At 61.1% G+C, this 14,104-nt stretch carries 12 protein-coding genes; 8 read left to right on the plus strand and 4 right to left on the minus strand.

Going from position 1 to position 14,104, the window contains the following annotated elements; translation table 11 throughout:
- Nucleotides 1-160: 160 nt before the first annotated feature.
- A complete protein-coding gene (locus IB264_RS16710; protein WP_025428703.1) occupies nt 161-1,525 on the minus strand; it encodes a HAMP domain-containing sensor histidine kinase in 1,365 nt (454 codons plus the stop codon).
- Complete coding sequence (locus IB264_RS16715) at nt 1,522-2,196, minus strand: response regulator transcription factor (protein ID WP_025428704.1); 675 nt, start codon at nt 2,194-2,196, stop codon at nt 1,522-1,524. Before IB264_RS16715 ends, IB264_RS16710 begins: the two co-directional genes overlap by 4 nt.
- Before the next feature lie 281 nt (nt 2,197-2,477).
- Between IB264_RS16715 and IB264_RS16720 the strand changes: the two genes are divergently transcribed.
- From IB264_RS16720 to IB264_RS16735, 4 genes are all read left to right on the plus strand, one after another.
- Nucleotides 2,478-4,205, plus strand: a complete 1,728-nt coding sequence (locus tag IB264_RS16720) for a phosphoethanolamine transferase (protein ID WP_375154968.1) — start codon at nt 2,478-2,480, stop codon at nt 4,203-4,205.
- A gap of 182 nt (nt 4,206-4,387) precedes the next feature.
- Nucleotides 4,388-4,765 carry a hypothetical protein gene (locus tag IB264_RS16725; RefSeq protein ID WP_025428706.1) on the plus strand — a complete coding sequence of 126 codons (378 nt, stop codon included), beginning with the start codon at nt 4,388-4,390 and terminating at the stop codon, nt 4,763-4,765.
- A 197-nt stretch (nt 4,766-4,962) separates the two neighbouring features.
- The gene (locus IB264_RS16730; protein WP_025428707.1) at nt 4,963-5,631 is read left to right on the plus strand and encodes a metallophosphoesterase family protein; all 669 of its coding nucleotides are present in this window, start codon (nt 4,963-4,965) and stop codon (nt 5,629-5,631) included.
- A gap of 127 nt (nt 5,632-5,758) precedes the next feature.
- Nucleotides 5,759-6,433: an HAD family hydrolase gene (locus tag IB264_RS16735; RefSeq protein ID WP_057211217.1), complete on the plus strand. Its 675-nt coding sequence runs from the start codon at nt 5,759-5,761 to the stop codon at nt 6,431-6,433.
- Between the two features lie 200 nt (nt 6,434-6,633).
- On the opposite strand, the gene IB264_RS16740 is transcribed toward IB264_RS16735, so the two are convergent.
- Nucleotides 6,634-8,223: an ABC transporter substrate-binding protein gene (locus IB264_RS16740; protein WP_057211215.1), complete on the minus strand. Its 1,590-nt coding sequence runs from the start codon at nt 8,221-8,223 to the stop codon at nt 6,634-6,636.
- Between the two features lie 748 nt (nt 8,224-8,971).
- Here IB264_RS16740 and IB264_RS16750 point away from each other — a divergent pair.
- The 4 genes from IB264_RS16750 (at nt 8,972) to IB264_RS16765 (ending at nt 13,768) form a co-directional block, all read left to right on the plus strand.
- Complete coding sequence (locus tag IB264_RS16750; protein ID WP_057211213.1) at nt 8,972-10,000, plus strand: amino acid ABC transporter substrate-binding protein; 1,029 nt, start codon at nt 8,972-8,974, stop codon at nt 9,998-10,000.
- A gap of 74 nt (nt 10,001-10,074) precedes the next feature.
- Nucleotides 10,075-11,223, plus strand: a complete 1,149-nt coding sequence (locus IB264_RS16755; RefSeq protein ID WP_057211210.1) for an amino acid ABC transporter permease — start codon at nt 10,075-10,077, stop codon at nt 11,221-11,223.
- 3 nt (nt 11,224-11,226) lie between these two features.
- Entirely contained in the window at nt 11,227-12,333 is a 1,107-nt protein-coding gene (locus IB264_RS16760) for an amino acid ABC transporter permease (protein WP_198956823.1), read from the plus strand.
- On the plus strand, nt 12,326-13,768 hold the full coding sequence (locus tag IB264_RS16765; protein ID WP_057211208.1) for an amidohydrolase family protein: 1,443 nt from the start codon (nt 12,326-12,328) through the stop codon (nt 13,766-13,768). The genes IB264_RS16760 and IB264_RS16765 overlap by 8 nt, the downstream gene beginning before the upstream one ends.
- 64 nt (nt 13,769-13,832) lie before the next feature.
- Here the strand turns inward: IB264_RS16765 and IB264_RS16770 are convergent.
- Nucleotides 13,833-14,104, minus strand: a 272-nt coding sequence (locus IB264_RS16770) for a TOBE-like domain-containing protein (protein WP_192433847.1), incomplete at its 5' end; no start/stop codon positions are given.

Consider the following 14,104-nt stretch of genomic DNA (forward strand, 5'->3'; position numbering starts at 1 on the left):
GGCAACTCGCGGGCGGCAGAATGACTAATTGCCCAGCCCAATAGCACATGACGGAGAATTGGGCAGGAAATCCACATCCAAAAAAACGCGACGGATTAAAATATATGCACGGCGCCTGCGTCGGAAGCATCGCGGGCCTGGGCCTCCCGCGTATCGGTCGTCAGGTCTGCGACCCATCCGATCGGGCGGCAGAGAAGTCGATGGTAATCTTCGTGCCTTGATCCGATGCGGTCTCGAAGGCGATCGGGGCGGCATGCAGCTCACTGATGCGCTGGACGATTTTCAAGCCGAGGCCGAGCTGTCCCGTACGCTTGATATAGCCGAGATCTTCGTGATGTTCCGGAAGATCGACGAGCCCCTTGCCGTTGTCCTCGACGCTGACGATCGCGCCAGGGCCGCAGGTCAGCACAATGCGGGTGCCCGGCGGATTATGCTTGACCGCGTTCTCGATCAGGTTGCGCAGCATGTTTTCGACGAGCGCCGGGATAACCGTGACCGCAGGCGTTCCTTCGTCGACGAATTCCAGCGATTTGTCGTGATCAAAGACAAATGGCGCGATCGCCTCTGCGAGGCTCGCACCGATCTGCGAGAGGCTGGCCGATTGATAGGCCGAAGGGTCGACGGCATCGGCCCGGGCAAGCGAGGTCAGCTGCTCGAGAATATGCGTGAGGGCATCGAGGTCACGTTCGGCATTGCGGGCGCGAGGGTCGTTGATGTGGCTGAGTTCCATTTTTGCGATCGAAACGGGGGTGCGGATCTCGTGCGCTATGGAGGAGGAGAACAGTTTCTGGGATTGGACCAGGTCGGCGACCCGCGCCAGCATGCGGTTGACGGCACTGACCAGGCGAGCGATCTCCTCGGGCATGCGGGTGAGTGGCAGCCGAGCACCGCTATCGCGGGGATCCAACCGATCTGCCGCCGCAGCCGCCATGGCCACCGGTTTCAATGCGCTGCGGATCGACCAGATCGTCGCGCCGATGACGAGGCAGAACATCAAGGTCATCGGCACGATCATGGAATCGAACATCTCGTGCAGCAGTGCGCCGTACATGAAGCCGTTCGGGTCCCTCAGGATCGCCAGTTCGACCAGGACAGTCGCCCCGGCACGCTCGAAGGTTTGTCCGCCGGCGACGCTGAACGGTTTGCCTGGTTGAATTTCGCGTTTCCAAAAATTCGGCGCGTCGATGCTCATTGGAAGAAAATGCTCGGCGCATTCCGTCGTGCAGTTTGAATAGAGCGGCGTACCCGTCTCCGTTCGGACCCTGAGGAAGATCGAGCCATCGCGATCATGGCGGTCGATATAGCGTTCCCTCAGTTCGCGATCCGGTTCGAAACTTACAACGCCGTCGCGGACGTGGATGGCACGCGAAAGAGCCTCCGTCTCCTGTTGCAGCATGAGAACGCTGAGCTTGTCGTCGTCGAACCAGTAATCTGCAAAGACGACGCCGATCTGGATTGCCATGGCGAGTAGCGAGAACGCCACGATGCGGCGGGCAACGATGCCGATCAGCGACGAGTGCTTCATAAGGCCCGCCTGAGCAGATAGCCGATCCCGCGTACGGTCTCGATCTGGATGCCGGTCTCGTAGACCTGCAGCCGTTTGCGCACCCTGGAAACGGCCAACTCCAGCGCATTGGGGCTAATCTCCTGGCCATATTCCGAAAGTGCGGTTTCCAGCCTGCGCTTCGGAACGACCCGGCCGACCTCGCGCATCAGGATTTCGATCAGCGAGCGTTCTCGCGGCGGTAGCGGTACAACAATGCCGTCACATGTCAGGTCCGCGGTTGCAGGGTCGTAGCGTAGGGCGCCTGCCTCGAGAACCGGCTGCACCGCTTGCGGATTGCGCCGCAACATCGCTCGGCAACGCGACAAGAGCTCCCGGTGATGAAAGGGCTTGACCAGATAGTCGTCGGCGCCGGCATCCAGTCCGGCAATGCGCTCATCGACCGATCCTCGCGCCGTGATGATCAAGACGGGCAGCCCCGGATATTCCTGGCGAACGCGGCGCAGCAGTGTCAGGCCGTCGCCATCCGGCAGGCCGAGGTCAAGCAGAATCAGGTCGTGTTCCTGAGCCGCGATTGCCGCTTCAGCGTCCGAAACGCTCGAAACGGCGTCGAGCCGCCAGCCCGCATCGCGCATGGTCTCTCCGACCAGTTCTACCAGTCGCGGACTGTCTTCAACCAGGAGCAGGCGCATCGAGTCGTCTCGGCATGACCATTCTTCGTTCGACCATATGGGCTTTCTCAAGGGCTGCCAACTCCCCCGCGCACGCCAACCAAAGCGGGTGCCGCAGAGGTAATGAGCAATCTTGACGGGGTTTCGACAGCTTATGGGGCGTATCTCGACAGAGCAGGGGCAGGCTGTAGTCGAACCGGCGAGCCCGCATGACGTGGCCTCCGCCTCTACTGGATGCCCGCGACAGCATCGGCCGTAAAGCAAAATCGGCCCGGCAGTCGCAGCAGGAGAAGACTGTTTTGATGGTCACGAAAATCCGCCGGCCAGAGCTCGGCAGCATTACGCTCAGTGCAATCGTCAGCGTTTATTTGCTCGCTATCACCAACAATTCCTTCTGGACGCACGCTGCGATCTACTTCGATCACTCGCGACTGTCGCTTTTGTCCTTCGGCGCCGCAATGACGCTCGCAACCTTCGCGGGTATGATGCTGGTGTCGGCCAAGTACATCATGAAGCCGGTGTTGATCTTTCTCATAGTCGCTTCCGCGGCGGCTGCCTATTTCATCGATTACTTCGGAGTAATCATCGACAAGGACATGATCGGCAACGCTGCCGTGACGACGCAGGCCGAGGCGAGCCATCTGTTGACCGGCAGCTTGGTGCTGCATCTGTTTCTCTATGCTGTCGTTCCTTCACTGTTCGTGGTCTGGGTCAAGGTACGCCACCAGCGGGTCCTGCCCAAGACAGCAACCACTCTTGCCATTGTCATTCCCTGCGTGCTCGTCAGCGGCGGGCTGATCTATTCGGATTTTGCAAGCGTTGCCTATGTCATTCGCGAGCACAAGGATCTGATGAAGCGCTTCAATCCCACCGGGCCGGTTTCCGCTGCGTTAAAATACGCATCCTCGACCTATAAGGAGCGCAATATTGCCGTGCAGCCGTTAGGCACTGACGCCCGGCAGGGTGCGCGTGTCGCCGCGGCGGGCAAGCCGGTTGTCGTGGTCGTCGTTGCCGGTGAAACCGCCAGGGCGATGAACTTCTCGCTCAACGGTTATGGCAGGGAAACCAATCCGGAGCTCAAATCTCTCGGCGCGATCAACTATACCGACACGACGAGCTGCGGCACGGCAACGGCGATCTCGCTTCCCTGCATGTTCTCGGTCTATCCGCGCAACGAGTATACGGAGTGGAAGGCCCGCTCGACCGAAAACCTCGTGAACGTTCTGACCCGCGCCGGCGTTTCTGTGTCCTGGTGGGACAATAATACCGGCAGCAAGGGCATTGCCGACCTCATCAGCTTCGCCAGCATGACGAACCAGAAGAACAGCCCGCTGTGCAACAATGGCGAATGCCTTGACGAGATTTTCCTCGGCGAACTGGACAAGAAGCTGACGGCGACCAAGTCGAACAGCGTTATCGTGCTGCACCAGCTCGGCAGCCATGGCCCATCCTACTATCTGCGTTATCCGGAAAAGTTCCGGAAGTTCAAACCGGATTGCCGCACAGCTGAGCTGATGAAATGCTCAGTCGAAGAAATCACCAACGCCTACGACAATAGCATCCTCTACACGGACCATGTGCTGGCAAGCGTTTCCCGCCTCTTGGAGAAGCATCAGAACGACATCTCTGGCGCGATGATCTACATGTCCGACCACGGCGAATCCCTTGGCGAGAACGGTATCTATCTGCACGGCGCGCCCTATGCGATCGCGCCGCGCGAGCAGACTCAGGTTCCCTTCGTCACATGGTTCTCGAAACCGTATCAGGCGGCAATGGGCGTCGACACAAGCTGCCTTGCCAAGGAGACGGATCAGCCGAAATCGCACGATAACCTGTTTCACACCGTGCTTGGCATGATGGATGTCGAGACGAAGGTCTACAATCGCGAGCTTGATGCCTTCGCCAACTGCACCCGGCAGGATCCGCCCGGCAAATCGAACGGTTCCGCCTTCCAAGCCGCCGATACGGCAAAAGACCTGCCGGCGCCGATTGTCCCGGCAACGATCATGCCGGGTGCGAAGGCGCTCTAAACGATCGGTCCGACCGCGGATCCGGTACAAATCTGATCGACCGGTGGAACAAAGCAACCATCTGCGCACTTCCCTGAATGGACACTCGTTTGCGCCACAGTGCGGCAATGCAAACGAAGGGTGGCAAAGACGCCAGCGCCAATCGGCGCCGGCGATCCATGCTTTTGCAGAGGGAGAGACTGATGCAGGTCGTCGGAATACAGGTTTCCGCTGAACGCGCCGGCAAGGCCGGCTTCACGGTCGAGTTCGTTGGCGCCGAGGGCGAGGTCGTCACGGTGACATGTCCGCAGGATGCGGAAGGATCGCTGAACAGGTTGAATGCGGTGACGAGGGCAAAGGACATTCTGTCCGCCGCGCTCGGAGCCGATGAAAAATTGCAGGATACGCCAGATCCGCGCGCAAGTGCCGCCGCGCTGCGCCCGATGCCCAATGCGCGGACTGCACATGACCGTAAAACCATGGAAGAACAACTCGACGAAGGTCTCGAAGATACCTTCCCGGCAAGCGATCCGGTCTCCATTGCCAGCTCGGCGATTGCCAAGGGAAACTCCCGCCGTTAATCAGTGGGTTCTCAGTGGTTCAAATCGAGCCCAAGATGGCGCACCATCCTTGACCGGCGCCTTGGCTGCTTTTTCGGCTTGATCATCGCTGGCCTTGCCGTGTTTCTGCCATCCATGCAGTCTATCGGCGCTCGCATCCAAGCGCCGAACATCCGTTGCGGCGTCAACCCTTTCGTCGAGTACCGGAGGACTGGCGCATGAGCGCGCAGCATCTGACCTTTGCCGTCGGCGATATCCACGGCTGTCTGACCGAGCTTCAAGCGCTCCTGAGGCAGATCGAAACCTATGCGCCCGAGGGCAGGGTGATCTTTCTTGGTGACCTGATCGACCGCGGCCCGGATAGCCGAGGCGTGATTGAATTGATCATGGCAGGGCCGCAGAAGCAGGGCTGGTCCTGGCTGACGCTCAAGGGCAATCACGAGGAAATGCTGCTCGGCGCACGCAGCGGCGAGAGCGATGTCGACTGGTGGCTGCTTAACGGCGGCAAAGAGACACTGGCATCCTACGATCACACTATTCCCGCAGCGCATTTGAAGTGGCTGATGCAGCTTCCCTCCATTATCGTCGAACCGTTTCGCATCTTCGTCCATGCGGGCGTCGATGAAACCATGCCGCTGGAGCGCCAGGGCGAGGAAATCTTCCTGTGGATCAGGCGGCCCGACAATCACTCCGGCGATTATTGGGGCAAACACCTTTGCCATGGCCACACGCCGAGCCGCTCCAATCCACGCACCGTCGGCAACCGGACCAATGTGGATTCGGCTGCCGTGTTTGGCGGCAGTCTGTCCTGCGCGATTTTTGACGATGACGTTCCGGGTGGCCCGATCGGTTTTCTGAGCACCGGGCGTGGCGCTGACCATTCGTAACTCACCGTTGCCGAAGATGATCACGGGCACACCGAATTGCGTTGTGCCCCTGATCTCCAGGCTGTAGGTGTGCCGGGACTGTCGGGCGGGCTTTCTCGCCCATCATTGCAGCTTCAGGGGATCACCGTTGGATACCGCGCCTTCATCTCTCTTTGCCAAGAACTTCGCCGCTCTCCTGTTCGATATGGATGGCACGCTGCTCAACTCGATGGCCGTCGTCGAACGCGTCTGGGGCGCCTGGGCTGTCCGGAACGGGCTCGACCCCGTCGAAATGATGAAAACGGTACATGGCGTTCGCGCCGTGGATACGATCCGCACGCTCGAACTGCCGGGCGTTGATCCGGAGCATGAGGCGCACGAACTCGCGCTCGCCGAAATCGCCGACGTCGAAGGCATCATCGAGATCGAGGGCGCTGTCGCCTTCCTCAATTCACTGCCGCCGGAGAAGTGGGCGATCGTCACATCGGCGCCGCTCGACCTTGCCGTTCGTCGCCTCGCGGCCGCAGGTATTCCCACGCCGAAGCTGATGATCACCGGCGAAGACGTGTCGGTCGGCAAGCCCCATCCCGAGGGCTATCTTTTGGCCGCCGAAAAACTTGGCGTGCGGCCGGAAGACTGCATCGTTTTCGAAGACGCTCCGGCCGGAATTCTCGCGGGCAAGGCCGCCGGCGCCGAAGTCATCGTGATCACCGGCGCGCACTCTGCCGCGGCAGACACGCCGCACCTGACGCTCGCCCGCTACAATGATATCGAGGCAGGCATTGCCGATGACGGCCTGCTGTCGCTGCGCCACCGTCGCTAGAGCGTTTCCGATTTAGACGGAACCGGACAAACGCTCTATCTGTTTGTTTTTACGCATTTCCTGACGGAAAGCGGCATCGCACTTTTCCTGGAAATGCGCTGAGCGCTGCCCTTGAAAGACGCGGGCCGCCATGGCGGTGCCTGCTCGCGACGTTGATGAAAGCCGGAGAGCCTGATCAGGGCCTCCGGCCGTCTCTTGGTTCAGGCCGTGACCCAGCACTTCGTCAAGGCATGGCCGCCCATCAGTTCGCCGTTCGGATCGTCGACCCACCCGCCGACCTTGTCGTTGGTGGCGTCGATATAGTTGTTGAACATCGGCACGATGACGCCGCCTTCGTCGCGCAGCATCATTGCGGCCTGGCGATAGATCGCCTTGCGCTTGGCCTCGTCGAGTTCGCCGCGGGCGGCGAAGATCAACTTGTCGAAGTCATCGCGCTGGAAACGCGTGTCGTTCCATTCGGCCTTCGACAGATAGGCAATCGAATAGACCTGATCCTGCGTCGGTCGGCCGGTCCAATAGGACATGCTGAAAGGCTGCTTGTTCCAGACATCCGACCAGTAGCCGTCGCCCGGTTCGCGCTTCAGGTCGATGGTGATGCCGCATTTGGCAGCGCTCATCTGGAAAAGCTGGGCGGCATCGACGGCGCCGGGGAAGGCGACGTCGGACGTGCGCAGCAGCACGGAGCCGTCGTGGCCGGATTTCTTGTAGTGGAACTTCGCCTTGTCAGGGTCGAAGACACGCTGCTCGATGTCGTTGTCGAAGAGCGGATAGCCATTGATCATCGGCGTATCGTTGCCGACGGTGCCATAACCGCCGAGAACCTTTGCCACCATCTCCTCGCGGTCGACGGCATATTTCAACGCCAGCCGCAGGTCGTTGTTGTCGAACGGCGCGGTGTTGCAATGGGCAATGAACACGTAATGCCCCTTGCCCGGCACATTTCGGATGACCACGCCGGGAAGGCGCTTGATCAGTTCGACAAGCTTCGGCTCGATGCGGTTGATCATATGCATCTGGCCGCTTTGCAGCGCCGCGGTGCGCGCGGTCGAATCGTTGATGACGACGATTTCGATCTGGTCGGCATGACCGCGTTCGGCCGATCCCCAATAGCCTTCGTGGCGCTCAGCGACGTGTTTTACGCCCGCCTCGTTCACGACAACCTTGTAAGGACCGGTGCCAATGCCGGCGGTCGGATCGTCCTTGCCGCCGTTCGGCTGGATCATCAGGTGGTAGTCGCTGACGATATAGGGCATGTCCGCATTGGGCTGCCGCAAGGTGATCACGACATTGTCGCCGTCAGCCTTGATCGTCTCGAACTCCTGCACAAAGGGCAGGGCCGCCGATTTCGAGTCTGCATCGCCGTGGCGCTCGAGCGTTGCCACCACGTCAGCCGGCGTCAAAGGCTTGCCATTGTGGAAGGTGACGTCCTTGCGGATCTTGAAGCTCCAGGTTTTTGCGTCGCTGGAGGCCTCGTAGGACTCGGCCAGGCGGTACTCGATCTCGCCGGTCGGTGCGACTTCCAGCAGTTGCTCGCCCCAGCAGCGACCGAGCGTGTATGGCACCTGGCTCGCCCATGTCGCAGGGTCGAGGCTGTTGGTCGATTCGCCGCCGACCAGGCCCGCCCGCAGCGTCCCGCCCTTGACTGGCCCCGCCGCACGGGCGGCACTGCCAAGCAATGTCTGCGCAGACGCGATCGTCACCCCGAGCGCCGCTGCCCTCCCCAAAAATTCCCGTCGTGACAGGCGGCCCGCTGCAACCTGTCGGCTCATGTATTCCAGTTCTGTTGGCATCGCTTACTCCCTCCCTCGCAAGACGCGCCCGGCATACCGGCAACGTTGCAGGATAGTGTGGGAGAAGAGACGTCTGAGATTCTCACCCGACGACAGTTCATGCCGCAGATGATGAACACAACGTCGTATTCGGCTCTGCCTTAATCCTTAAGTCCATCCGTCGCAGACGCGCGAAGCGGGCTAAGATCAACAAGCAGCGTGAGACCACCTCACGCACGAACCGTGTCTGCGCCGGGGTCCCGTCAGTTCGGCAAGCAGGATGTGATATTCGCCGGCAAGGCGGATGGAGAGCGGCCGCGGTCGGAGACACACGCACTCCTGTCGGCACTGAGATCGACGAAACCTTCGGCATTCAGGCGCACGAATGCACCGCGAACGCTGGTGCGACTGACCTTGAAATGATCGGCGATCGTGTCTTCGGATTGCTTGGTGCAGGGCTTCAGCGCGTGCTCCAGGACGGCCTGCGCAACAACCGATAGACGGACTCGCTGCGACTTGATCTCTCAGACAACGCTGTCCCCCCAAGCAAGCCGGGCGGGTCTGCAATACATGCCCCATAACCTCGATAGTGTCTCCAAACTATACGCGTCAATATTGTATACAATAATGTTGCCATTCGTATCCGGCTATCGTATGCAATTGGTGACACGGCGGGTTGATCCGCTGTGTGCCTAGGCGGGAGGAGGCATGCGACGTGGATCGCATGACCCGCAGAGGCGGAGATTGTCGAAGTCAACGGGAGGGGAAAATGAAGAAAAGAATTCTGCAACTTTGCGCCACCGCAGCAGGCATCGTGGTCGGCCTCACGGCGTTCACCGCCAGCGCCGCCACCACGCTTGAGACAGTCAAGGCGCGCGGCAAGCTGATCTGCGGTGTCTCGATGAGCACGCCCGGGTTTGCGACGGCTGACGCCAAGGGCCACATGCAGGGTTTCGATGTGGACGTGTGCCGTGCCGTTGCGTCGGCTGTTTTCGGCGACCCGGAAAAAGTCGATTTCGTTCTGACGAACATCAACACCCGGTTCCAGGCTCTGCAGTCAGGCGAAATCGACATGCTGTCGCGCCAGACCACCCATACCTTCTCGCGCGAAGTCTCGCTCGGTCTCGATTTCGGCCCGACGGTATTCTATGACGGCCAGGGGTTGATGGTGCCGAAGTCGCTCGGTGTCAACAGCGCCAAGGAGCTGACGGACGCAGCGATCTGCACACTGCCCGGCACGACGACGGCCCAGAACCTCAGCGATTTCTTCCGCACGATCGGCGGCAAGTTCGAACTGGTTGTTTTCGAAAGCCCGGATGAAAACCGCAACGCCTTCTTCTCGGGCCGTTGCGAGGCGATCTCGTCCGACCGGTCTGACCTGGCGTCGATCCGTGCGGTTGCCAACAATCCGGACGACTATGTCGTCCTTCCCGAGACCATCTCCAAGGAGCCGCTCGCTCCGTCGGTCCGGCAGAACGATTCCAACTGGCGCGATATCGTTTCCTGGTCCGTCTGGATGCTGATGGCGGCCGAAGAGCGCGGCATCACCCAGGCCAATGTCGACGAAATGACGAAGAGCGAGGATCCGGAAATCCAGCGCATGCTCGGTGTCAACGAAGAGCTCGGCAAGATGCTCAACCTCGACAACAAGTGGGGCTACAACATCGTCAAGGGCGTCGGCAATTACGGCGAAGTGTTCGAGCGCAACCTCGGCACCAAGACCGCGCTTGGCCTGACCCGTGGGCCGAACACCCGTTGGAGCGAGGGCGGTCTGCTCTACGCACCGCCGTTCCGTTGATATTCGTCGGCCCGCGCCCTGGCGCGGGCCTTTTTCGTCTTCGACGTTCCCCTTTGCCCGGCAGACGTGTCGCCATGTCCCTGTTTTATGACGCGCGCATCCGCGCCTTCCTCTATCAAACGATCGCGATCGGCGCTGTTGTCTTCGTCGCCTGGGCGATGTTCAGCACCGCGAGCGCCAACCTTGCCAAGCAGGATATTGCCACCGGCTTCGGCTTCCTGGCGCGTCAGGCAGGTTTCGTCATCACCGAGACTGCGATCGCCTACGAGCCGACCGACACATTCGGCCGTGCCATCCTTGTCGGCATCGCCAATACCGTGAAGGTTTCGGCACTCGCCGTCTTCTTCGGTACGATCCTCGGTGTGCTCGTCGGCATCGGCAGGCTGTCGCACAATCCGGTCCTGTCGCGCCTGATGCTTGCCTATGTCGAAGCGCTGCGCAATGTGCCGCTGCTCCTCTATCTGCTGCTCTGGTATTCGCTGATCATCTCCGTTTTCCCGCCGGTAAAGCAGGCGATCGAGATGCTGCCGGGCGTGTTCCTGTCAAATAGCGGTCTGGTCATGCCGGCCATGCGATGGGCGAGCGGCTTTGAATCGCTCCTCATCGCCCTGTTCGTCGGCGCCGCTGCCGCTGTTGCGATCGAGCGCGTCCTTGCGCGTCGTCGGATTGCCACGGGCAAGGAGATGCCCGTTGCCACCATAGCGGCGCTTGCCTTCCTGCTGCCGCTGGCGGCAACACTGCTGTTCGCCGACATCTCGGTCTCGATGGATGTCCCCGAACTCGGCCGGTTCCGCCTGACCGGCGGCTATCACGTGCGCCCGGAATTCGTGGCACTGCTGATCGGCCTGACGTTGAGCGCTTCGGCAAATGTCGCCGAGATCGTGCGCGCCGGCATTCAAGCCGTCAGCAAGGGACAATGGGAGGCCGCGACGGCCCTCGGCCTGCCGCGCTCGCGCACGCTGAAACTCGTCATCCTGCCGCAGGCGCTGCGTATTATCGTGCCGCCGTTGACCAACACCTATCTCACGGTCTTCAAGAACAGCTCGCTCGCGATTGCCATCGGCTATCCGGATCTGGTGATGGTTTCCAACACCATCATGAACCAGACCGGCCAGGCCATCGAAGCCATTGCCATCTTCATGGCCGTCTATCTCGGCCTGTCCATCCTGATCTCGCTGGTGATGAACTGGTACAACGCGCGCGTTGCGCTGAGGGAGCGCTGAGCCATGGCCCAGTTCGAAGGCTTCGTTGCCGACCCGATCCTGATGGCGCCCGCCGCCCGCCCGATGGTGCGCAACCGTACCTGGCTTTCCGCCTATTTCGGAACGCCGGGCAACGCACTGATCACCATCCTTTGCCTCGGCACGATCTTCGGCCTTGCCAAGCTCGCGATCGGTTGGCTGTTCGTCGACGCGATCTTTTCCGGCACGCCGGCGGAGTGCAAGGTTTCAAGCGGCGCCTGCTGGCCGTTCCTGTCGACCAAGCTGCGCTATGTCTTCTTCGGCTTCTATCCCTTCGACGAGCAGTGGCGACCGCTCACGGCGATGCTGCTGTTTCTCGGCGCTTGCGGCGTGTCGATGGTGCCGCGCACTTGGGGCCGGGCGCTTGCGGTCACATGGATCGTGGTGATCCTGCCGACGCTTTACGCGCTGATGGCCGGTGGCCTGTTCGGGTTGACCGTCGTGCCGACCACCCAGTGGGGCGGCCTGCCGCTGTCGTTCATGCTTTCCTTCGTCGGGCTCGCCTGCGCCTTGCCGCTCGGCATTGCACTTGCGCTTGCGCGTGCTTCGAGCCTGCCGGCGATCCGCATTCTCGGCGTCGGCTTCATCGAAATCGTCCGCGGCGTACCGCTGATCAGCATCCTGTTCATGGCGACCGTCATGCTGCCGCTGTTCATGCCCGATGGTGTCACCATCGACAAACTACTGCGGGCCCAGGTGGCGATCATTCTCTTTGCCGCCGCCTACATCGCCGAAATCGTTCGCGGCGGATTGCAGGCCGTTCCCAAGGGGCAGATCGAGGCGGGCCATTCGCTCGGGCTGCATTACTGGCAGATCATGCGCAAGATCGTGCTGCCGCAAGCCCTGAAGAAGGTTATCCCGCCGCTCGTCGGTCTGTTCATCGGCTTTTTCCAGGATACGACCCTGGTGACGATTGTCGGCCTGCTCGATTTTCTCGATACCGTGCGCACCGCCATGCGCGATCCGCAATGGCAGGGCATCGCCGTGCTCGAAGGCTACGTCTTTGCTGCGGTCGTTTACTTCTTTTTCAGCGCATTAATGGGCGCTTATAGCCGTTTCCTCGAGCAATATTTCAGGACCACGCATGACTAGCAATATTCACGTCATCCGCAGGGCGCATACGGTTGTCGGCTTCGACACCGAGACGAAAAGCCATGTCTATCTCAACGACGTCGACGTCGCCTATGACGATACCGGTTTCGTCCATGTCGGAGGACATTATGACGGCGCCTTTGCCAGCGAAACCTCCGGTGCCGACCGGATGGTGATGCCGGGTTTCGTCAATGTGCATTGCCACTCCGGCGAGGAACCGATCTCCAAGGGCATCTTCGAAGACGCGGGTACGGCAGCACTTTGGGGCAACGCCCTCTACGAGTATTCCAACCTGCTGGAAATCGACGATGGCGCGATCGAGGCGTCGTTGACCGTGATGCTCGGCGACCTCATGCGTAGCGGCGTCACCACGCTGCTGGACATTGCCGGGCCGCATGAAAGCTGGCTGCCGACCTTGGCGCGAAGCGGTGCTCGCGCCTTCGTCGCTCCAGGCTTCCGCGAAGCGCAATGGCATGTCGAAGACAGCCATCGCCTTGATTTCATCTGGGACAAGGCTCGAGGCCGCGAGGCTTTCGCCCGGGCGCTTGATGTCCTCGACACTGCCGCAGCCCATCCCTCCGGACGCCTTGGCGGGGTGGTGGCGCCATCGCAGATCGAGACCTGCTCGGCCGAATTGCTGCAAGACGCGGCCGCAGAGGCGCGCAAGCGCGGCATGCCGATCACCATCCACTCCGCCCAGACCATGGCGGAACATGAGGAAATGCTGCGCCGGACTGGCCTGACCGCGGTGCAGTATCTGGAAAGCCTGGGGATCCTCGGCGACAACCTGATCCTTGGCCATTGCATCTTCCTCGACAGCCATTCCTGGACGCGCCAGCGCACCGATATCGATCTCGGCCTGCTGGCAGAGCGGCGCACGACGGTCGCCCATTGCCCGGTGACGTTCTCGCGCAGCGGCATGGCGCTGGAATCGGTCGGGCGCTATCGCCGCGCCGGCGTCAACGTCGCCCTCGGGACTGACAGCTATCCCTTCAACATGCTTGAAGAAATGCGCCAGGCGATGATCTGTGCGAGGCTTTCGGGCAAATCCGTGTTCGACGTATCGACCGCGGATATTCTCGATACGGCAACGCTTGCGGGCGCCCGCGCGCTTGGCCGTGACGATATCGGCCGGATTGCCGTCGGCGCAAAAGCCGACTTTCTCATCGTTGACCTGAAACACCACGCGATGCAGCCGGTTTACGACCCCTTGCGCAATCTGCTGCATTGCGCGGCAGAGCGCGCTATCGAGGAAGTCTATGTCGATGGACAATGCGTCGTGCGCCATGGGCGCGCGACCAAAATCGACTACGACGGAGCCGTGGCGCTGCTACAGGACGCGCAGAATTACGCGTGCCGCAAGGCGCCTGAGAATGATCCCAAGAAGCGGCCAATGCGCGACTTGGCGCCGTTGTCGCTGCCCGTCCCTTCCTAGAACACGACGCGGGCGGTAATCATTGATCCAAAGAGCGCCGGCTAGGGCTGGCGCTCTTGCAAGGTCAGGCTTGCGCGACCAGTCGCGGTTTTTCGGTGGCGGCTTCGTCCCGTTTCGACTTCGCGACGGGCTGCCCCTCCCTGAACAACTTCCACTTTGTCGGGCGGAATGCGACCCTTGCGCGGTCCTGTGTTGTGGTGCGTTCGGGTGGCAGTTCGATTTCGGCATGCGGATGGTTGCGGCCGAGGTCGAGTTCGAGATGGCGGGTACCGGCGACGCGGCGGCTGGCGGTGACCAGGCCGGCGAGACAGCCGCCGCAGCCATCGATCAGCTCGA

This window comes from Ensifer sp. ENS11, from assembly GCF_014851895.1.
GTDB lineage: Bacteria > Pseudomonadota > Alphaproteobacteria > Rhizobiales > Rhizobiaceae > Ensifer > Ensifer canadensis.